At 43.7% G+C, this 21,365-nt stretch carries 21 protein-coding genes and 1 riboswitch; of the genes, 5 read left to right on the top strand and 16 right to left on the bottom strand.

Going from position 1 to position 21,365, the window contains the following annotated elements:
• The first annotated feature begins 585 nt into the window (after positions 1 to 585).
• Positions 586 to 1,038: an RNA recognition motif domain-containing protein gene (locus tag ELZ11_RS23230; protein WP_137359762.1), complete on the top strand. Its 453-nt coding sequence runs from the start codon at positions 586 to 588 to the stop codon at positions 1,036 to 1,038.
• Here ELZ11_RS23230 and murI read toward each other — a convergent pair.
• From murI to ELZ11_RS23215, 3 genes are all read right to left on the bottom strand, one after another.
• Positions 1,001 to 1,801, bottom strand: a complete 801-nt coding sequence (murI, locus tag ELZ11_RS23225) for a glutamate racemase (RefSeq protein ID WP_137359761.1) — start codon at positions 1,799 to 1,801, stop codon at positions 1,001 to 1,003. The two genes, ELZ11_RS23230 and murI, sit on opposite strands and share 38 nt — an antisense overlap.
• A gap of 70 nt (positions 1,802 to 1,871) precedes the next feature.
• Complete coding sequence (locus ELZ11_RS23220; protein WP_137359760.1) at positions 1,872 to 2,537, bottom strand: adenine nucleotide alpha hydrolase; 666 nt, start codon at positions 2,535 to 2,537, stop codon at positions 1,872 to 1,874.
• A gap of 44 nt (positions 2,538 to 2,581) precedes the next feature.
• Complete coding sequence (locus ELZ11_RS23215) at positions 2,582 to 4,507, bottom strand: TonB-dependent receptor (protein ID WP_137359759.1); 1,926 nt, start codon at positions 4,505 to 4,507, stop codon at positions 2,582 to 2,584.
• 41 nt (positions 4,508 to 4,548) lie between these two features.
• A riboswitch (cobalamin riboswitch) is annotated at positions 4,549 to 4,754 on the bottom strand.
• Positions 4,755 to 4,908: 154 nt separating this feature from the next.
• Here ELZ11_RS23215 and trmA point away from each other — a divergent pair.
• A complete protein-coding gene (trmA, locus tag ELZ11_RS23210) occupies positions 4,909 to 6,018 on the top strand; it encodes a tRNA (uridine(54)-C5)-methyltransferase TrmA (RefSeq protein WP_137359758.1) in 1,110 nt (369 codons plus the stop codon).
• A gap of 65 nt (positions 6,019 to 6,083) precedes the next feature.
• Here the strand turns inward: trmA and ELZ11_RS23205 are convergent, their stop codons facing one another.
• Together ELZ11_RS23205 and fabR are read right to left on the bottom strand one after the other, a co-directional pair.
• Positions 6,084 to 6,455 carry a YijD family membrane protein gene (locus ELZ11_RS23205; protein ID WP_137359757.1) on the bottom strand — a complete coding sequence of 124 codons (372 nt, stop codon included), beginning with the start codon at positions 6,453 to 6,455 and terminating at the stop codon, positions 6,084 to 6,086.
• The gene (gene fabR, locus ELZ11_RS23200; protein ID WP_137359756.1) at positions 6,455 to 7,096 is read right to left on the bottom strand and encodes an HTH-type transcriptional repressor FabR; all 642 of its coding nucleotides are present in this window, start codon (positions 7,094 to 7,096) and stop codon (positions 6,455 to 6,457) included. The genes ELZ11_RS23205 and fabR overlap by 1 nt, the downstream gene beginning before the upstream one ends.
• A gap of 310 nt (positions 7,097 to 7,406) precedes the next feature.
• Between fabR and sthA the strand changes: the two genes are divergently transcribed.
• Positions 7,407 to 8,807, top strand: coding sequence for a Si-specific NAD(P)(+) transhydrogenase (sthA, locus tag ELZ11_RS23195; protein ID WP_137359755.1), 1,401 nt, complete (start codon positions 7,407 to 7,409; stop codon positions 8,805 to 8,807).
• Positions 8,808 to 8,883: 76 nt separating this feature from the next.
• Here sthA and dinF read toward each other — a convergent pair whose 3' ends face one another.
• The 4 genes from dinF to ELZ11_RS23175 all read right to left on the bottom strand — a co-directional run bounded on the left by dinF (position 8,884) and on the right by ELZ11_RS23175 (position 12,314).
• Positions 8,884 to 10,188: an MATE family efflux transporter DinF gene (gene dinF / locus ELZ11_RS23190; protein WP_137359763.1), complete on the bottom strand. Its 1,305-nt coding sequence runs from the start codon at positions 10,186 to 10,188 to the stop codon at positions 8,884 to 8,886.
• Positions 10,189 to 10,292: 104 nt separating this feature from the next.
• Positions 10,293 to 11,141 carry a class I SAM-dependent methyltransferase gene (locus tag ELZ11_RS23185; protein WP_137359754.1) on the bottom strand — a complete coding sequence of 283 codons (849 nt, stop codon included), beginning with the start codon at positions 11,139 to 11,141 and terminating at the stop codon, positions 10,293 to 10,295.
• 94 nt (positions 11,142 to 11,235) lie between these two features.
• Positions 11,236 to 11,856: a transcriptional repressor LexA gene (lexA, locus tag ELZ11_RS23180; RefSeq protein ID WP_137359753.1), complete on the bottom strand. Its 621-nt coding sequence runs from the start codon at positions 11,854 to 11,856 to the stop codon at positions 11,236 to 11,238.
• A 95-nt stretch (positions 11,857 to 11,951) separates the two neighbouring features.
• Positions 11,952 to 12,314, bottom strand: coding sequence for a diacylglycerol kinase (locus ELZ11_RS23175; protein ID WP_137359752.1), 363 nt, complete (start codon positions 12,312 to 12,314; stop codon positions 11,952 to 11,954).
• Between the two features lie 220 nt (positions 12,315 to 12,534).
• Here ELZ11_RS23175 and plsB point away from each other — a divergent pair, with 220 nt between their 5' ends.
• The gene (gene plsB, locus ELZ11_RS23170) at positions 12,535 to 14,958 is read left to right on the top strand and encodes a glycerol-3-phosphate 1-O-acyltransferase PlsB (protein WP_137359751.1); all 2,424 of its coding nucleotides are present in this window, start codon (positions 12,535 to 12,537) and stop codon (positions 14,956 to 14,958) included.
• A 67-nt stretch (positions 14,959 to 15,025) separates the two neighbouring features.
• Here the strand turns inward: plsB and ubiA are convergent, their stop codons facing one another.
• Complete coding sequence (gene ubiA, locus ELZ11_RS23165; RefSeq protein ID WP_137359750.1) at positions 15,026 to 15,880, bottom strand: 4-hydroxybenzoate octaprenyltransferase; 855 nt, start codon at positions 15,878 to 15,880, stop codon at positions 15,026 to 15,028.
• Positions 15,881 to 16,420, bottom strand: coding sequence for a chorismate lyase (locus ELZ11_RS23160; protein ID WP_167494742.1), 540 nt, complete (start codon positions 16,418 to 16,420; stop codon positions 15,881 to 15,883).
• 161 nt (positions 16,421 to 16,581) lie between these two features.
• On the opposite strand from ELZ11_RS23160, the gene ELZ11_RS23155 reads away from it, so the two are divergent.
• On the top strand, positions 16,582 to 16,992 hold the full coding sequence (locus tag ELZ11_RS23155) for a flagellar basal body-associated protein FliL (RefSeq protein ID WP_137359748.1): 411 nt from the start codon (positions 16,582 to 16,584) through the stop codon (positions 16,990 to 16,992).
• A gap of 74 nt (positions 16,993 to 17,066) precedes the next feature.
• Here ELZ11_RS23155 and glpG read toward each other — a convergent pair whose 3' ends face one another.
• From glpG to ftsE, 5 genes are all read right to left on the bottom strand, one after another.
• Positions 17,067 to 17,903: a rhomboid family intramembrane serine protease GlpG gene (gene glpG, locus ELZ11_RS23150; RefSeq protein WP_137359747.1), complete on the bottom strand. Its 837-nt coding sequence runs from the start codon at positions 17,901 to 17,903 to the stop codon at positions 17,067 to 17,069.
• Positions 17,904 to 17,911: 8 nt separating this feature from the next.
• Positions 17,912 to 18,232 carry a thiosulfate sulfurtransferase GlpE gene (gene glpE, locus ELZ11_RS23145; RefSeq protein ID WP_137359746.1) on the bottom strand — a complete coding sequence of 107 codons (321 nt, stop codon included), beginning with the start codon at positions 18,230 to 18,232 and terminating at the stop codon, positions 17,912 to 17,914.
• Between the two features lie 407 nt (positions 18,233 to 18,639).
• A complete protein-coding gene (rpoH, locus tag ELZ11_RS23140; protein WP_137359745.1) occupies positions 18,640 to 19,497 on the bottom strand; it encodes an RNA polymerase sigma factor RpoH in 858 nt (285 codons plus the stop codon).
• 177 nt (positions 19,498 to 19,674) lie between these two features.
• The gene (gene ftsX / locus ELZ11_RS23135; RefSeq protein WP_137359744.1) at positions 19,675 to 20,643 is read right to left on the bottom strand and encodes a permease-like cell division protein FtsX; all 969 of its coding nucleotides are present in this window, start codon (positions 20,641 to 20,643) and stop codon (positions 19,675 to 19,677) included.
• Positions 20,633 to 21,307, bottom strand: coding sequence for a cell division ATP-binding protein FtsE (ftsE, locus tag ELZ11_RS23130; RefSeq protein WP_137359743.1), 675 nt, complete (start codon positions 21,305 to 21,307; stop codon positions 20,633 to 20,635). Before ftsE ends, ftsX begins: the two co-directional genes overlap by 11 nt.
• Positions 21,308 to 21,365: the final 58 nt, after the last annotated feature.

The following is a 21,365-nucleotide window of genomic DNA, read 5'->3' as shown; positions in this document are numbered from 1 at the left end:
TAAGATTTTGTCGGCTCAATGAATACTGACTTCAAAACTACTAATGTAATTCTAAAGCTTATTATCGTTCCAACAGAACGATAATGAATTGACTGTGCCAAGACCGAAGTCTTGATTGGTCACTCAGCTCATTGAAACCAAAGTGATTCCTAAGAATCAATTTTTGATATTCATCAACGAGTGCCCACACAGATTGATAGGTTTAAATTGTTAAAGAGCTTCTAGCGTTTTGTGATTTACTTCTCACTCGCTAGGGGTGCGTACTATACTCGCACCGTTTTGAGAGTCAAGCGTTGTTTTCAACTTCTTTTCTCTCTACCGATTTGACTGTGTGACTTTCGTCTCACTCCGTGTCGGTGAGGCGGCATTATAGAGAGATCAGACCTAAGCGCAAGAGCTTTTTTGAAATAAGTTTTTGTTCGCTTAAAATGCCATCAAATCGGCATTTTTCGAATAAAAACTAAACATTTGAAACATATCACAGCAATATGTTGGAAAATTGCAAACCATAAACGTAAGATTCATGTGTCTATTTTGTTAATGGTAGATGCGTCTATTTCGTTTATTAATATGTAGTATTCAAATATGAACTCTAAAAAATCGATGTTACTAATCGTCGCAGTAGCTGTATTGGGCGGCATAGTATTCTCACAGGTGGAAATATCACCTGCTATTACCTTTATTATCGGTGTCTTGGCTTCCGCTTTTATCGCAAACCTTTCAAGCACTAATACAAAGACAGATTCTGAACCTAAAGCTTCAACTAAAACGCTTTATGTTGGCAACTTACCTTATAAAGCAAATGAGTCACACGTACGTGAGTTGTTCTCTGAACATGGTGAAGTGTTTGCTGTACGTTTAATGAAAGATAAACGCACAGGGAAAAGAAGAGGATTTGGTTTTGTTGTTATGGCGAGCGATGATGTTCAAACTGCTATATCAGCACTGAATGATAAAGACTACATGCAGCGTACTTTAAAAGTCCGTGTTGCTAATGATCCTAAACACCCTGAATCGGATGAATCTGGACAGGCGTAAAACCTAATTGCTTCAAGCTATGATTTAGTGCGCTTTCTTTATTAGGAAGCGCACTACAAAAAATCTGACACTTCCCTTCCTTTCTATTCTTTCCTTCTATTGGCAGTAAATATTCAACGCGATTAGCAATCGCTAAGCCTGAATCCACCAAAGACACCTCACATCCTAATACTTGCTGGATTTCTGCTTTGATCAACGGAAAGTGCGTACACCCCAAAACAGCCACATCGACATTACCAATCAATGGCGACAATATTTCTTCAAGCTCAGATAAACAGATCGCTTCACCACGTAGTTTATCTTCGGCCATATCCACCAGCCGGGTTGAACCTAACAGTTCGACGTTTTTGTCACTGGAAAAGTTTTTAATGAGCTCATGAGTATATTCACGTGTCACTGTCGCAGGTGTTGCGATCAAACCCACCGCCTTATTCGCAAGAATAGACGCGGGCTTTATTGCTGGGACAACACCAACGATAGGAATGGAATGCTGCTGACGAAGAACAGGTAAGACAATTGTACTGGCTGTATTACAAGCGATTACGACCAAATCGATTCGATGGGCCTCAATGAAATCAGCAACAATCATAGAGACGCGCGTTATCAACGTATCTTGTTTCAACTCCCCGTAAGGGTAAGCCTCATTATCGAACACGTAGGTATAGTCAAAATGTGGGAGTCGTTTCTTGATTTCCTGAAAGACGGATAAGCCGCCAACCCCTGAATCAAATACTAAGACATGTTTTTTTTGACTATCTAACACTATGAATACCCATTATCTAAAACAAAGCAATCATACTCCCTCATTTACCATTCGCCAACGCTTGTCCAATTTACGCAATTACAGCACTATATCGTTGATGGGTAAATCGTTCGCCAGTTTCAATGGCAGTACGCTCAATTGAAAGCTTTCCTCTAAAAGAGGGGGCCGAAGTGACTAGGGTATGAAACTCCCCATCCTCTCCACATGGATCTACACCTTCTGGCAAGCGATCAAGCATGTCATAAGAGTAAAGCTCACCGCAAAAACTTGAAGGTAACTGCTGCCTATCCACAGTTACCAAAATCGTCTCGATACCTCGGCTCAAAATTTCGTGAGCCAATTGCTGGCTGTTTTCCCCTAACAGTGGAAAAACACACTCCCACCCTGCTGGTTCTATGTAGCTTCTTCGGTAATCCGCTATCCCGTTACAAAACATATCACCGAACGCTACAGCATCGATATTGAGTCCTGAAGTTTGCAATGCTTTTACGATGGTCGATTGATAAACATCGTTTGATGGAAAAACTTCTGGGAGCTCTATAGTGATTAGCGGTAAGCCAATCAACTCCGCTTGCATTTTGACAACCTTTAAGGGGGTTACCTGAAATGGCACTTCATCACCTACGTAAGTGGTATAAAGCCCCACCACTTCATAATCCTTACTTTCAAGTAAACGTTCTAAGGTTAACGTAGAGTCTTTGCCTGAAGACCAGCTTATAATAACGTTCTTTTTCATCGATAAACCTGATAATAAAAAACCGCCCGAAGGCGGTTTAGTGTCTAGAATTCGTAGTTAGCCGTTAGGTAATAAGCCCGCTCATTGCCCGAGTACCAGCCATTATAGAAAACATAGCTTGCATACTTTTCATTAAATAGATTTTCAGTACGCAACGTTAACGTTAAATCATCATAATTATAGTTAACAGCCAAGTTTACTAACCAATAAGCATCTAGTTTATCTAAACTATTAGCATTATCGCCATCTTGATACTTCTCTCCGGTATAAACTGCATCTGAATATAAACCGATGTTGTCTGTTATCGAATAATCTAGAGCTACTTTACCAGTATGATTAGCAACCCATGCAACGTCTTTTCCATCATTCACTCCTTCAGTAAACTCAGCATCGACGTAGCTATATTCAGCACTAATCAATAGATCATCGAACACGTAATAATCACCCGATAGAGTCATACCATTACGTGTCGACGCATCCGCATTCGCATTACGCCCCATCCCTGAACTAGGATCGGTGACATATACAATTTCGTCTTCTAACTTCAGATTAAAAAAGTCGGCACGAACAGAGAATATGTCATCATTCCAATGCCAGCCGAACTCATTTGACACACCTGTTTGAGGTTTTAAACCAACAACGCCAGGAAAGGTATAAGACTGTTCAGATACTTTCGCGAATCTGAAGTTACTTTCAGTACGGATATAGACTCGAGAATTATTAGTGATTCGATAGTTAGCAGATAACTCATATGCTGTTGCATCGTCTTTCAGATCTTGGCCATCAGGGTATTGGGTCATATCTGTAACATGATCATCCACTTTTGCATATCGACCACCAACATTAACAGTTAAGTCGCTTGTTATCGGATGGCTGTAACGAGTATAAACATTCACTGACTTCTGTTCATTATCTCTATCAGTCCAAGGGCTCGCATAGTCGTAATGACTTTTCAACAAATCTAAACCAACAATAAAGTTACTAAAACCACTTTCAGTTTCAAAAGCACCTTCAAATTGCCCAGCATAAAAGAGCTGTCCACTTTCTGTTTTCTTATCCGTACCATATGCCAACCCATGACCGCTCATATCATCAAACATCAGCTCATTTTTGAATGTCCAAATTTGATTTAACTCTTGGTCATACCCCAACCTTACTGTTCTCGTAATTTCATGGTTGAAGTCATCAGGATAGGATGTATTGGCTTGCGAAGGATCTTGCTTAAACTGCTCTTCAGTCAGACTGCCTGCGTATTGCCTTTCTGTATCATAGTAACCCACTTCCAAAAACAGTTTTTTAGTCGTGTCTTTATATTCAAGCAACCCCAAAATAGAGCCATTTTTACTCTCATTATGATCTCGGAAGTTATCTGAGTTATTTTGAGTCGCTGAAAAGCGATAACTCACTTCATCAGTTGCAAGTCCAGAAGTGCTTACACTGAGAGCTTTAGTATTGAAACTACCGTATGTCGCACTAACTGAGGTTGCAGTATCTGAAGGAGATCGCGTCACGATATTAATAACACCACCTACCGCTTGATCACCATATAATACACCTGCACTTCCTGATAATACCTCAATGCTTTCAATATCTTGTAGCTGAATAAAATTCAGATTTGGGGCAACTAAATCTTGGGAATTTAAGCGACGCCCATCTAGAAGTATTAGCGTGTTGCTTGACGCCTGTTCACCACTAAATCCACGTAAGGAAAAAGCAGCACCACTATTTGAGTCCGATACTTGAATACCTGCGCGTCCTCGCAATAGTGACTCAAGTGAATTAGCGCCGCTATTCTCAATTTCATCACGGTCGATCACGACAATATTTGAAGGGATATCAGATATCGTATTAACGTTATCACTGCGAGCAATAACCACCATAGTTTCATCAGCGGATGCTTCTTGGGCGTGTAAATAAGAGACAGGGGTAAGCAGCGATGCAACAGCGATCGCTAAAAGGGATTTGTTCATGTTGTGATCCTAAATCGCGTAAATTCCTTACCAAGCCATACTGTATGGCTCAGCTGCTGGCAGGTATTCGGACTCAAGAGCACAACCTTATGGCTACCTTATATTCGACTTCCCATCCAATACTATGAACAGTGTCTTCTGAATACTCGTTCTCTTTTACCGCTGCGCGTCAGTTCTGGATTCACACCAGATTCCCTATTCAGCCATCTATACATCTAAAATGGCACCAGCTTGGCGAGGATAGTATTAAGCTATTGATACTTTGTCTAGTTAAAGATTGGTATAAGCTATAGTTTTTAGTGCGTGATTTAATCGGATTACACGACAGCACTGGACAAGCGCTTAGGATTGAATAAAATCTGCGCTCTTGATTTGAACGCATGACAGCAAAAGGCATAACCATGGCGACTCTAGATGTAAACCCACAACGCTACCAAGAGCAACTTTCCGAAAAGACGGCCCGTCTAACGGAGATGTTTGCACAATACAATGTGCCTGAACTGGAAGTATACGAATCTCCTGAGCAGAACTACCGCATGCGCGCTGAATTTCGTGTATGGCATGAAGGTGACGACATGTACTACGTGATGTTCAATCAAGAAACCAAAGAAAAGTATCGCGTTGATCAATTCCCTGCTGCAAGCCGTTTGATTAATGACTTAATGCCTTTATTGACTGAGTCGATGAAGAACAACCCATCGCTACGCCACAAGTTGTTCCAAGTCGATTTCTTATCAACATTAAGCGGCGAGATCTTGGTGTCTCTTCTTTACCATCGTCAACTAGACGAAGAATGGATTGAAAACGCTAAAGCGCTTAAACAGCAGCTCAACGATGAAGGCTTCAATCTGAACATCATTGGCCGTGCTCGTAAGATGAAGATCGTTCTCGACCAAGATTACGTTATTGAAAAGCTCAACGTAAATGGTGATAGCTACATCTACCAACAGGTTGAGAATAGCTTTACGCAGCCAAACGGTAAGGTAGCTGAAAAAATGTTGGAGTGGGCCGTTGACTGCACTCAGGATAGCCAAGGTGATCTATTAGAGCTTTACTGTGGTAACGGTAACTTCTCATTAGCACTGGCTCAAAACTTCGAGCGCGTTCTTGCGACTGAGCTAGCGAAACCATCAGTTGAATCAGCGCAATACAACATTGCAGCCAACAACATTGAAAACGTACAGATCATTCGTATGTCTGCGGAGGATTTTACAGAAGCAATGGAAGGCAAGCGTGAGTTCCGCCGATTGAAGCAAGCGAATATCGATCTGAAGAGCTACAACTGCAATACTATTTTTGTCGATCCGCCTCGTTCAGGCATGGATGAAGACACTTGTAAAATGGTCCAAGGCTACGAGCGTATTATGTATATCTCTTGTAACCCAGAAACCTTAAAAGAGAACTTAGATATTCTGAGCGAAACCCACAAAGTAACACGCTTTGCATTGTTCGATCAGTTCCCTTACACGCACCATATGGAAGCGGGTGTTTTCTTAGAAAGAAAAGCGTAAGTACTCTTTGTGATAGATACAAAAAAACGAGCCAATTGGCTCGTTTTTTTATTTGTACATTGGGCTTAAGCTGTCTTGCCAATAAAGCCTAACTTCTTACCTACCCACGCGAGCAGTAACATTGCGACGATAATCGCAAAGAAGTTTGAGCCAGCATCTGGATGCTGTGCTTTCACAAACGCTGAGTGGCCAAATGCCCCCACGAAGAAACACGCTAAACCAACCAGTGGAATATCTTCAGATACTGGGTTGTTTAAGTATTCTTGGTAAAGCGCCTGCACTGAAAGAACCAGTGCAATCAATGGGAAGATAGAAAAAGAGACTTCACTCATTGTTACCCATGACAACAGTGCATCACCACATACACCTGCAATCAGTGCCAGTACTAACGTTTTTCTTTCTGAGCCACGGTTCAATGTATTATTTTCATTCGACATTATTCAATCCCGCCTTTTAATCGGTTACGTTCACGTTCTTTGCGATACCAATAAGCCCCTTTGGCCATCATTCGCAATTGCATGATCAGCCGCTCTGCAAGTTCATCTCGCTCACGACGATCTAAATCTAATGCTTCTGCCCCTGAGTTAAATACCAACGTGACTGATGCTTCCGCTTGGGTAAACGCTTCTTCGCGTGTCATCCCTGTCGTGATTAAGTATTCAGCCAGTTCGGCAGAAAAGTGCTGTATTTCTCGAACAACCGCGGTACGAAATTCAAATGACGTACCGGAGCGCTCTCTTAATAACAGTCTAAATACGTTTGGGCTGCTTTCAATGAACTCCATGAAGGTTTCAACGGAGGTACGAATCACACTGCCTTCTTTGACAATGCGCTGCCGAGCTTGTCTCATTAGTTGACGCAGCAACAAACCGCCCTCGTCAACCATGGTCAAACCGAGCTCATCCATATCTTTGAAGTGTCGATAGAAAGAAGTCGGTGCAATACCGGCTTCGCGGGCAACTTCTCTTAAGCTTAAATTCGAAAAACTGCGGTCTGCACTGAGTTGGCTAAATGCCGCATCAATCAAACTTCGACGTGTTTTTTCTTTCTGCTGTGCGCGAATTCCCATCGGTTTCATACTTGTTCATTTCTTCTTTTGGTACAGCCTAAAAAGGTGCGTTTAAGTCTGTTTTAAATATAACGCGAATCTCTCGCTTATATAAGACATTCCAACGCCCTCTTTGTTCACGCCACGCAGTAAATACGTTCAGGGCTGCAATTTCAATCACCTGTCTGTAAATTGGAGACATATAGCATACCAAATACTTATTTTGCGCAATTCTGCGTGATCCCATCCACTCTATAGTGTGCTTATGATGTACCGACCTTTAGAATCAGTTAAAATCTCGCTAAAGCAATGTTAAACAAATATAACAAGGAAGATGACTATGCCACATTCTAATCACTTTGATGTGATCGTAATTGGTAGTGGCCCCGGAGGTGAAGGGGCAGCGATGGGATTAACCAAAGCCGGATTGAATGTCGCCATTATTGAAAAAGAAGCCAGCGTAGGTGGCGGTTGTACTCACTGGGGTACCATTCCATCAAAAGCACTTCGCCACGCAGTTAGCCGCATCATCGAATTCAATAATAACCCTCTCTTCTGTAACAACAACACTAGCCTACACTCCACGTTCTCAAATATTCTTGGCCACGCAAAATCAGTGATCGATAAACAGACTCGACTGCGCCAAGGCTTTTATGACCGTAACTCATGTACGCTTATTTTCGGTACCGCTCAATTCACAGACACCCACACAGTTTCAGTGATGCAAAGTGACGGCACTGAAGAAATCTACACCGCCGACAAGTTTGTTATTGCAACTGGTTCACGTCCTTACCAGCCAGATAACGTCGATTTCTTGCATGAACGTATCTATGACAGCGACTCCATCTTATCGCTAAAACACGACCCGCAGCACATCATCATCTACGGTGCTGGGGTAATCGGTTGTGAGTATGCATCGATCTTCCGTGGCTTAGGCGTTAAAACAGATCTGATTAATACGCGAGACCGCCTACTGTCCTTCTTAGATAACGAAACATCAGATGCACTTTCTTATCACTTCTGGAACAGTGGCGTTGTTATCCGTAACGATGAAACTTTCGAGAAGATTGAAGGCACCGATGATGGCGTGGTGATTCACTTAGAGTCGGGTAAAAAGATGAAAGCCGACTGCATTCTTTATGCGAATGGCCGTACAGGTAACACTGACAAGCTAAACCTTGATGCAGTGGGGCTTAACGCCGATTCTCGCGGACAGGTTGCTGTAAATACCAACTACCAAACCTCAGTAGAGCACGTTTATGCGGTAGGAGACGTAATTGGTTACCCTAGTCTAGCAAGTGCGGCCTATGACCAAGGACGTTTCGTTGCTCAAGCGATTGTTCACGGTAAAGCGGAAGGCTACTTAATTGAAGATATCCCGACAGGGATTTACACCATTCCAGAAATCAGCTCTGTCGGTAAAACAGAACAAGAATTAACGGCAGCAAAAGTGCCCTATGAGGTAGGTCGAGCATCTTTCAAACACTTAGCTCGAGCACAAATTGCTGGCAAAGATATCGGTAGCCTTAAAATCCTTTTCCATCGTGAAACCAAGGAAATTTTAGGTATCCATGTGTTTGGTGAACGTGCCGCTGAAATCATTCACATCGGCCAAGCGATCATGGAACAGAAAGGTGAAGCCAATACCATCGAATATTTCGTCAATACCACCTTCAACTACCCAACCATGGCAGAAGCCTACCGCGTTGCCGCACTGAATGGACTTAACCGTTTATTCTAAACATCGTTGAGGTGAACTCGATACAAAAACAGCAAGCTACTACGCTTGCTGTTTTTATTTGCACGGTATCTGCCCGCTACGCTAGGAATTCGCCTTTTCGCCACTGAGAAATAAACACCACTCCTAAACCAATACCTCTCATCGCCATAAAACTCAACATTGCCAGCCATAGCGCATGATTTTCCAAGCTCATCGACAGATAAAAAATCACGAAGAATGAACAGGTCGCGACAAACATGCTATTACGCATGTCTTTACCTTTGGTTGCTCCAACAAAAATTCCATCCAATAAAAAGCACCACATAGAAACCAGCGGCATTGCCACCAGCCAAGGCATGTAGACCGAAGCTTGCTGCTGCACCGACGGGATAGAAGTGATCATCTGGATCAAATTCGATCCAAAAATATAGAAAACGGCAGTGAGCAAAAGGCAAATAATCAAACTCCAGAAAAACGTCCCAATCAATGACTGGTTCAACTCTTGCCTATCTTTAGCACCAATGGCCTTACCGACCATCGCTTCCATTGCATACGCAAAACCATCCATTCCATAAGAAATAATCATCAAGAAGCTCATCAATACCGCATTCGCGGCAACCACTTCATCACCAAAGCTCGCTCCTTGGAAAGTCATGAAGGTAAAAGTAGCCTGTAAGCATAGGGAACGGAGAAATATGTCTCGATTGAGCTTAACGAAACGAGTTAAGCCATGAGTGGTTTGCTTTAACAGTGACAAAGGAGAAGGTAGGTTTTTCTTCACCCAAATGCGCCAAACACAAACCAAACCGAAACTCATTCCTGTGTAATCAGCGATCACCGATGCCAGCGCTGCCCCTTCTACCTGCCAACCCAAGCCAATCACGAATACGACATCTAACACGATATTCATGATATTGGTGATGATCACCATCCACATTGGCGCTTTCGCGTTTTGGGTACCCAGCAGCCAGCCTAAAATGACGAAGTTAGCGAGCGATGCTGGCGCACTCCATGCTCGAATAGAAAAGTACTGTTCTCCGTATTTTTTAACTTGGTCACTAGCGTCACTTAACGCAAAAATGCTGTCAGCGACCACACCGTGCAACAGTAAAAAGACCACTGCAAAGCCAAACGCCATCGCAATCCCTTGTACAAAAACTAAGCCAAGCTGCTTATGGTTTTCAGCCCCATAAGATTGAGCAGCAAGGCCTGTCGTCGACATGCGTAAAAAACCTAACAGCCAAAAGGTCACACTGATCATCGTGCTACCTAGTGCTACGCCACCTAAATACCACGCATGTTCTAAATGGCCAATTACCGCCGCATCAACTAAGCCCAATAACGGAACAGTAATGTTGGATAACACCATAGGGATAGCAAGCAACAGCACTTTTTTGTGCATTGCTTGATTAGATAAGGTTTGAAGAATTGATTGGCTCACAGACACCTCTTTAGTCGAGGCGACAGTTTAACCTAGGGAAAATAACTCCACTACCACTTCACTCATTACCATTTTATTTGGACGAGCTGAGGTGTTAAGCGTCTTTTGAACTGAGACAGTTTACAGAGCCAGCGCTGCCAAAGCTTCCAGCGGCTGCATTGCTGATCTAACGGAGAGAAAGATTTGACCCACTGCGCCCACGGTAACCAATTCAAAATACTTTCCGAAGGCGAAGCCAATCCATGTTGGTATTCACCTGAACCCAACTTTTGGCCAACATATGTCGCACTCTTATCTCCGGCGAGCACCAAACACGCTTCTGCATGAACGAAATGACGACTGAGGTTTTGTATAAAGTGCGCAACCTGCTGTTCAGTGCAATCCAATAGAGCATGTTCACATACGATCATCACAGGCGCTTGCTCAGGGATATGCAAAGAATCGAGCCAATCGATGTCTTCGACCGAGCCACACTGAAGCTGGTAGCGTTCATTCTTATGGAAAAGTCTCTGACGCCATAAAAGGTTCTCGGTGACATCCAATTCAACCCAGTGACAGCGTCCATTATCAATGCGATAAAAACGCGTATCCAGGCCTGCGCCAACATTAATGATCCAAGCATCAGGATGTAATGAAAGGAACAAGCGAATTTGCGAGTCGCACAGTTGAGTCAAAGTGGCATGAAGTAATTGTTGCTGGTCGACATCACCAGACAAGCATTCCGGAGCAAGTTTACAGCGGGTGCACGCTTGTGCAGCGATGGGATCGTACACCAAACCATTATCAACTAAGCTTTCACGGCTACGGAACCAGAGAGGCTGTACCAAGTTGGCAGGAACCTGGAATTCTTGCTGAGCTTTATGAGAATTGGCTCGTGGTTGTTGATTGGATTGAGTTCGGCGGGGCATCATCATCTTCCTTATGTCACCATAGGAAAGATGATAATGAATATCAATTACAACTTCAAGTTATTGAGAATGAATATCAATCACTAGTTTAGTGTGGACATTACATCCAGTCAGTATTGCGAATGATACCAACAGCAATACCTTCAATCGCAAGATGTTGTGATTGCAGGTCAACTTGAATTGGTGAAAACTCTTCATTTTCAGCATGAAGCAGAACCGTCGCACCTTTGCGCTCTAGCCTTTTCACCGTTACATCGTCGTCTACGCGAGCAACAACCACTTGGCCGTCTCTTACGTCTTGCGTTTTATGTACCGCGAGCAAGTCGCCATCCATAATCCCGATGTCTTTCATACTTTCGCCATTAACGCGCAGTAAAAAGTCAGCCTGAGGCTTAAACATTCCAGGATCCACTTGATAGTGAGCTTCCACGTGCTCTTGAGCTAAGATAGGTTCACCTGCAGCGACCTGACCAATTAATGGTAAGCCTTCTTCATCGTTTGCCGCATCTTCAAGTAAGATACGAATACCGCGAGATGCACCCGGTATGATTTCAATCGCTTCTTTACGAGCAAGCGCTTTTAAGTGTTCTTCTGCAGCATTTGCAGATCGGAAACCCAATTCACGAGCGATTTCTGCGCGAGTCGGTGGCATTCCTGATTCATCAATCTTACGCTTAATAAGATCAAAGACCTGTTGCTGGCGGGGCGTTAACGGCTTCATGTGTCACCTGTCTTTTTATACAGTTAACTGTGAGTATATCCAGTAATAGGACAAAAGCAAAGCAATTGGTTGTTTTTTAATTCATTTTGCCTTGTCTATAGAAAGAGAACTTCCAACCACACATAACCAGCCAGCAACATACATACGAACACCGCCGCTGAACCCGTATCTTTCGCCACTCCTGCCAGTTCATGGCGCTCACTACCGATTCGGTCAACAACGGCTTCGATTGCGGTATTGATGAGCTCCACCACCATGATCAAAACAATCGCAGCAATCATCAATATGCGCTCCACTTGGCTCACATCCAAATAGAAAGCCAACGGGATCAATACCGCCGCCAGACATAACTCCTGACGAAATGCCGCTTCGTTTTTAAACGCGGCGGTCAGCCCTTGCCATGAAAAGCCCGCTGCCTTATATAGCCGTTTGAATCCGGTGTTTGGTTTTTTTGTCATTTTTCACCCTATACTCAATCAGTCGATGAATGCTTCATTAGAAACTTAACTCTAATATGACTAAATCCATTAAAAGGTTAGACCAGTTTCTGGTATTCTTGCATCGCTTAAAATTTACGCCTAGGCCTATCTCTATTTTATATCTGGGTTTTCCCTGTGATCGTGGGAAATAGAGATACGCTTGAGCCCATTGAAATTACTATTGAGGCTGTGAACCTTTATGTCTTCTGGACAAGCTTTTTCACGTTCATTACTAAAACTTCCGTTATCTGTATTGGTAAAAGGAACAGCGATTCCTTCTAACCCAATTGAAGATCATAGTATTGATATCAACAAACCGATTGTCTATGCACTCCCGTTTCGCTCAAGTGTGGATTTACTCACACTGCAGAAACACGCATTAGAACTAGGCCTGCCTGATCCTCTCAGCCCATTGGAAATCAATGGCAGCCAATTTCAACGTTACGTGTTCATTTCCTCTCGACCAACTTTGGTGCAAGACGACCAACACGTTCCTAGCTCTTCGATTGCCGTCTTTACCGATCTGCTGCAATTGCACAATCAAGATTCAGAATTAGACGTACAAATAATTCCTGCAACCGTTTTATGGGGTCGTCAGCCAGGTAAAGAATCGAATCAAAAGCCTTATCTACAGCCAATGAACGGTTTGCAAAAAGCTCAAGCCGTGTTCGTTTCAGGCCGTGACTGCCTAGTACGGTTTAGCCCGGTGGTATCACTTCGCTACATGGCTGATTCACATGGCACCGATAGCTCAATCGCTCATAAGTTAGCGCGCGTGGCTCGCATTCACTTTTCTCGTCAAAAGCTAGCAGCATCAGGCCCTAGCCTACCAAGTCGCCAAGCTCTATTTGATCGCCTATTGAAATCGGAAGCGATCAAAAAAGCGATTGAAGATGAAGCAAAAGCGAAAGACATTTCGATAGAGAAAGCCAACAAAGAAGCGCAAGCGATCATGGATGAAATCGCGGCAGATTTCTCTTACTCGCTGATTAAACGTGGTGAGAAAATATTAGGTTGGCTATGGAATAAACTGTACCAAGGCCTACATATTAACAACGCGTCTACCGTTCGACGCCTAGCGCAAGACGGCCATGAAATCGTGTATGTGCCTTGCCACCGCAGCCACATGGACTACTTACTCCTGTCATATGTGCTTTACCATGAAGGTATGGTACCTCCGCACATCGCAGCAGGTATTAACCTAAACTTCTTCCCAGCGGGACCTATCTTCCGTCGTGGAGGCGCTTTCTTTATTCGCCGCAGTTTCAAAGGCAATAAGCTCTACTCCACTATTTTTAGAGAGTACCTTGCTGAGCTATTTGCCAAAGGTTATTCGGTAGAGTACTTCAGTGAAGGCGGCCGCTCTCGTACTGGCCGTTTACTGCAAGCCAAAACCGGCATGCTCGCCATGACCATTCAAGCCATGTTGCGCGGCTTAAACCGCCCAGTAACATTGGTGCCAGTGTACATTGGCTATGAGCACGTTATGGAAGTGAGCACTTACGCTAAAGAACTACGTGGCCAGCGTAAAGAGAAAGAAAACGCAGGCCTGGTGATTCGCACCATTCGTAAGCTTCGTAACTTTGGACAAGGCTATGTGAACTTTGGTGAGCCTATTCCACTGAACCAATACCTCAATGAACACGCACCTGAGTGGACACAAGATATTGACCCAATGGGTACCACTAAACCGCAATGGATGAACCCTGTGGTGAATGAACTTGCGACGAAGATGATGACTCACATTAATGATGCTGCTGCAACCAACGCGCTGACGTTATGTGCGACAGCATTATTGGCTTCTCGCCAACGCGCTTTGTCTCGTGATTCACTGGTGTCACTAATTGAGAGCTACCTGTCGATTCTTAAGAATGTTCCTTACTCTGAAACGTCAACCGTACCTCAAGACAGCGCTGAAGAATTAGTGAAGCACGCAGAAGCGCTAGATAAGTTCATCATTGAATCCGACACAATGGGAGACATTATTTCTCTCGACCGCCACCAATCGATTCTGATGACGTACTACCGTAACAATATTATCCATTTATTTGCGCTACCTTCTTTAGTGGCACAGATGTTAGTACGTAATCGTGAGCTGACACTAGAGCAAATCCAGAAGTACGTCGCGACCATTTACCCATTCCTGAAAACGGAGCTTTTCCTAAGCTACCAAGAAGATGAGTTAAATAATGTGGTTGAAAAGATCATTGCAGAGCTCACTGCTCAAGAAATGATTGTGACAGAAGGCGAAGTGATTTCGATGAACCAATCGAACAGCCAAGCACTGATGCTCCTCGGCCGCACCATTTCTGAAACGCTGCAACGCTATTCGATTGCCCTGAACTTGTTAGCGGAAAACCCAGAGCTAGATAAGAGTGAATTGGAAAAGAAAAGCCAAGATATTGCTCAGCGTTTAGGCCGACTACATGGCATCAACGCCCCTGAGTTCTTCGATAAAGGCGTATTCTCAGCATTATTCAGCACGCTAAAACAGCAAGAATATTTGGATAACGATGGTAATTGTGATTTGGAAAAAACCCAGCAATTTGCCAACATGCTGTATTCAATGCTTTACCCTGAAGTGCGCTTAACCATTCAAGAAAGTATCCATCAAGCGGATTAAGTTTGGTGATTGACCGATAGCAAAAAGGCATCCATTAGGATGCCTTTTTATTTCACTCTATATGTCGTTACCAGAATGCGACAAGTAAGCCTGCGGTAATCGCCATTCCAACATAATTATTGTTAAGGAAGGCTTGGAAACATAAGTCTCTATCTCGGTGGCGAATCAGATGCTGCTGGTAAACAAACAAACTACCTACGATGAGTAAGCCCCAATAAAAGCTATCGCCAAGCTGATACTCCATCCCGAGTACAATTAGCATCGCTAAGGTGATTAACTGCAGCACACCAATAATCAATTTATCAAAACGACCAAATAGAATCGCAGTCGACTTAATGCCGATTTTTAAATCATCATCACGATCGACCATTGCATACTGAGTATCGTAAGCAACCGTCCACAGAGCATTAATCGCAAAGATAAACCATACGATAGTCGGAAGCTCATTAGTCTGAGCGGCCCAAGCCATAGGAATCGCCCAGCTAAACGCTAGCCCTAAGAACAACTGAGGAAGATGAGTAAAGCGCTTCATGAAAGGGTAAATAAACGCTAACGCCATTCCAGCGAAAGACAGCTTAATCGTTAAGGGGTTCATGGTAAGAACCAACAGGAACGACACCACACCCAATACCAAAAACAGCACAATCGCTTCTTTGCTCGTCACGGCACCAGATGGAAGAGGACGTTGTTTGGTTCGCTTTACATGTCCATCAACCTTTCTATCGGCAAAATCGTTAATGACGCAGCCCGCGGCACGCATCAAAATCACACCCAAAATAAAGACAACGAGAACATTAAGATCCGGCATTCCTTCAGCAGCCACGACCAATGCCCATAATGTTGGCCACAATAATAACAGTGTCCCAATTGGGCGGTCCATCCGCATGAGTTGCCAATAAGCTTTTGCTTTAGCCGCAGACATTTACACTCTCTCCTTAGAGTAAATTGGCGATGTAGATAAAAACAGTTCAGCGACCAGCATCGGCTTGTGATTCATCCATAAACGAGAACGACGAGCCAGCAACAAACCATGCTCGGTTTCCGCCCAGCCCACTTGCAATGCATCGCGCTTTACATTGTTTGCACTAAAGACGGTCAGCCCAAGCGGGATCTCACCTTGCTGAGACAAATCATAGTGTTGGTCTTGTAGCGTTTCACGTGGGATCAAAGTACGCCCGACTACCCACGGTTGGTTATCTCCTTGGAGAACAACTTCACGTAATAAGCAATCAAATGAGGAAAGTAACGCTTTCTCATCGTTTTTCAGGCTTTCTTGTTCTACAGTCTGATTATGTAACAGCTCAACAGATAAGTGTTGGCAGCATTCACCTAGACGACGAGACAAAGAACCTTGCTCCAATAGCCACTGCTTCGCAGACTCACTTGGAAAGGTAAAATTTTCGGTGTTTTGCCAATCTACATTCATTAATGAATTAAGATAAAGCGATATTGACTGATTCATACTAGTATTCAATAAGTGGCTTTACACGTACAATAAAGCTTCAACTTTCGGTCCTACTTAACCGCAAGTCATGTTATATCTGTAATTAGATTTAGACCGTTCATTGTATCAAGACAAACGCGTTTCGAATATCGCGATTAAACTAAAGAAAAGTCAAAAATATGCACAAACGTTATGTAGCCCAAGTATTTCTAGCGATTAGCCTTCTTTTTTCGCTACCAAGTTTTGCTGAAGAAGAAAACGCAGCCCCTCAGTTGGCTTACTTTACTCTAGAGCCAGATCTGACAACTAACTTTTTCACGAAAGGGAAAAAGCTCGGCTACATTCAGGTGCGTATCGATATCATGGTTGCTAATAGTGTGGATTTAGCGGTCATTGAACTACACCAACCACTGATTCGTGATGCGGTTATCGAACTCTTAGGAAAACAGAATGAAGACACCATCAAGTCACTTTCTGGACGTGAAGATTTACGCAAAACCTTGGTCGATCATTTGAATCAAATCCTGCTACCAGAAACCGGTAAAACCATCATTGCTGATTTACTGTTTACCAAATACCTTTATCAATAAAGCAGTACAAAATTCCTAATAAAAAAGCGGTCCACTTGGCCGCTTTTTTCAATCTTGATTTGCCACTATCCAGTTTATGAACGCGAGTTGAACTTAGCTGAATCCAGCAGCGCTAATGCCACACCTGACACCAACCCAGCCAAATGCGCGGTGTTAGCGATCGCCATAAAGGGCTGAACGTAACCTAATACGAGCCACACTAACATAAAGCCAACGATAGGCTTTTGGATCGACAATCCTAACTGAGGCGATTTGCTGCCAATGACCCACAAATAGCCAACTAAGGCGTATACCACACCAGACAAGCCACCAAAGTTCGCCCCTTCAATCCAATACTGACCAGCACCAGATAAAGCTGAAGATACGACGAAGATTTGCAGTAACTTGACCCCACCTAAGCGCTTTTCAATATCACCGCCCAATTGCCACCACCACAGAATATTGAAGGCAATGTGCATAGCAGAAAAATGCAACACGGCATGGCTGAGCCAACGCCATAATTGCCACTGTTGACCATCTACAGCAGGAAAATGTAATGCAGCGAAAATCGCTTGCCCGAATCCAACTTGTTGTAACAGAAAGATCACCACACATATCAGCATTAACCCTAACGTCACAGGGCCAGCTTTGGCTTTCAGCATCGATAAAAAGCTTGGAGTCTGATAACTAAAGTGGTTTTGGCGCGTTTCCGCCATCTCCCAAGACGCAGCTTGGTATCGTGGGTGTAACGGCTCAGCTAAGAAACGTTTCAGCTCCGCTTCTACATCGACTTGATTCTGGCTGTCCGTTAACCACAAAGCAAACTGCCCAGCACCTTCAGGTGTCATCTGAACATTGATCTGACGTGACGCCATGTAATCGATGAATGCTTGCCCTAGCCTCGGGTTGTCTAACGAAATCAGCCGAATCATAATCTTTCCTATCCAGTAATAACCGGTAACGAAGCGCGATGCCATGCTTCGAAGCCGCCATCGACACTGTATACTTCTTCAAAACCTTGATTCACCAAATATTGTGCCGCACCTTGGCTACTGATGCCATGGTAACACATCACCAATACTGGCTGTTCAAATTCAACTTCATCCATAAAGGACACCATAGTGTCATTCGTTAGGTGATACGCCGACTCTGGATGCGCGACCGCAAATGACTGCGGGTCACGGATATCGACTAATCTCGCATTTTTTTGTTCGATTAAGGCTTGAGCACCTTGAACATCAATGTGTTTAAACTGGTCCATTACTTTCTCATTTTATCGCTATTGTCATTTGCTGCCATTGTAACCTATCCCAAGACCAACAATCACATCCAGTTACTAAGGTTATCCACCAGCGATCACTTTTGCACCATTTGTGGATAAGTTTGTGGATTGCGTGAATAAAGTGCTTTATGAATTATTGATCCACTACATATAGTAATGATCCTGATCTAACTGTGGGTTAATGGAAAAGTATCCCCATAGTAAAAAAGCTCTGATAGCCTTGCTGCACCCTGCTTTTAGACAACTGGTGAATAAATACCTCACAGAGTTACCCACAGGGAAACGTGTTATTTTGCGATCGCTTTTCGGTTGTTTTCGATCCAAATAAAAAAAGCCGAGATCTCTCGATCTCGGCTTTTCCAATTCTAATTCAATTTTAAGGAGTGTTAGAACTCACCTACCGCTGCTTTGAGCTTTTTCATAGCATTCTTTTCTAACTGTCGAACACGCTCAGCAGAAATGCCGTATGTCTCCGCTAGCTCTTGCAGCGTCGCTTTTTGGTCATCTAACCAACGAGAGCGAACAATGTGCTGGCTACGTTCATCTAGGCTCTTCAATGCTAACCCTAAACGGTTGTTAGTATGAGACTCCCAGTTAGACGCTTCGACTGTTTCAGCTACATCAGATGCTTTGTCTTCTAAGTAGTAAACAGGAGCGGTATACGCTGAACCAGACTCATCATCGTCCATAGGTGCTTCGAACGTCGCATCTTGTGCCGCTAAACGCGATTCCATTTCTCGTACTTCTGAAGGTTCAACCCCCAACTCACGAGCTACAGTTTCAACTTCACCGTTATTAAACCAACCTAAACGCTTTTTAGACTTACGTAGGTTAAAGAAAAGTTTGCGCTGTGCTTTCGTTGTCGCGATCTTAACGATGCGCCAGTTACGCAGTACGTACTCGTGAATCTCAGCTTTAATCCAGTGTACTGCGAAAGACACTAGCCTTACGCCCACTTCAGGGTTAAAACGTTTCACAGCTTTCATCAGGCCGATATTACCTTCCTGAACTAAATCTGCCATTGGTAAGCCGTAGCCAGAGTAACCTCTTGCTACATGAACAACGAATCGAAGGTGTGAAAGGATCAAGCCTTTCGCTGCATCGATCTCACCTTTGTAGTGTAATCGCTCTGCTAGCCCACGTTCCTCTTCAGGCGTCAGCATTGGGTAGCTGTTCGCTGAGCGGATATAGCTGTCTAAACTATCTTGTGTGACTAAAGCCATTTGATACGCTTGGTTTGCCATTCATTTCCTCATCAATCTCTGATCTGGAGTAATACTTGTATTAAAACCCGTCAATCTTGAACCTAAAATGAACAAGTTTCAAGAAGGGGGAAGTAATTATGCATAATCATTTCGTCTATACAAGGTAAAGACTGGATTACATCTGTCTATTTGTGCCGTAAATATGACCGCATTCAACTAAACAGGTTCAATTTCTTTTAAATGACGCTGTGCCGACAAGCGAGCCGCAACACTTCCCAGTAAAGTACCAAGGATCAAAAGCAGTAACGACTCATCCCAACTTAAGCCAATTAGGCGAAAATGGCTGTCATACAGCTGAGCCAAATCTTCTACCGCGCTGTTAAGCAAAACCGTAATCAGCGCCGTCAGTACCCAAGCACTGATACCACCAATAACACCAAACCACATACCTGAGTACAAATAAGGACGAAGAATATAGCTGTCCGTTGCACCAATCAGTTTCATGGTTTGGATTTCGTCTTTATGCGCGAGCACGTTAAACCTCAACGTGTTGCCGATAATCAAGAAAACCGCACCTAGCATGAGTAAAGTCAGTGTAATCACGATCACGCTGGCTAGGGCTTTAATCGCATCGAGTCGCGCTAACCAATCTTCATCCAGGCGAACATCGGTCACTTCTTCTTCTTTCTTTATATCCGCAGCGATATTTTTGATTAGCTGGTTATCTTCGATACTTGGCGTAATAATCAGAACGCCCGGTAATGCATAGTCATCAAGCAGCGATAGAGCTTGGTCAAACCCAGAATACTGGCTTAGATCTTCCAAACCCTGTTGCGGTGAAATGTATTCTACAACCGCTACTTGCTCCCAACTCTCAATCTGGTCTTTCAATACCATTACACGTGAGTCGGGGGTACTTTCTTTTACATAAGCGCTAATTTGAGATGGGCTCGCCACATCCTGAGCAATCTCAGTAATGTTCTTGCCTAACAGATAAAGGCTGGCTGGCATCGCTAGTGCCATCGAAATAACGGCGAGCGTTAAAATATTGCCCAGTGGGCGCAGCCACAATTCAGCAAAAGATGCTTTGGCTTGCTTAAGATGAACAGTGAAGAAGCCATCCGTATTTGGTCGCTTGGTATCGCGCGCTTGCTTCACTTTTTTATTGCGTTTATTAACGGCCATAATCTTCAACCTCACTTAAAAAGCCTTGGTTGAGCTCTAAATGACGATATTGTGGGCGAGTATTCACTAACCCCAAATCATGCGTTGCTAATAAGATAGTTACGCCAGCACGATTAAATTCTTCAAATAAGCGAAGCACGCGGTTAGATAACTCAGGGTCTAAGTTACCGGTTGGCTCATCAGCCAATAACAGCGTTGGTCGATTAACCACAGCTCGGGCAATCCCAACACGTTGCTGTTCACCACCAGATAATTGGCTTGGCAAGCAACGGGCTTTATCTAATAAACCGGTTTTATCGAGTGCCGCGCTCACGCGTCGTTTGATTTCATTTTCAGAAATCGATTCTATACGCATAGGCAGCGCAACATTGTCGAATATCGAACGGTCCATGAGTAAACGATGATCTTGAAAGACAATACCGATGTTACGTCGCAGAAACGGAATGTCTTTCGCTGGAATACGCGTGATATCGTGATCGTTGAAGCGGATTTTCCCGTCCGTTGGGCGTTCAATCGCACAGATCAATTTCAACAAGGTACTTTTCCCTGCGCCTGAATGTCCGCCTAAAAAAGCCATCTCTCCACGACGGAGATGAAAGTCCACTTTTTGTAATGCCTGGCGTCCACCTCGATAGGCTTTGCTGACTTGCTGAAATTTAATCACCGAAAAATCCTCTTACCGATAACTTTTATCACGCTAATTCACAGTCGATATCTCTCAG

This window comes from Vibrio profundi (assembly GCF_005281835.1).
Classification (GTDB): Bacteria; Pseudomonadota; Gammaproteobacteria; order Enterobacterales; family Vibrionaceae; genus Vibrio; species Vibrio profundi.
The sequence above is the reverse complement of the archived record's forward strand: the minus strand, read 5'-3'. Positions and strand labels throughout refer to the sequence as shown.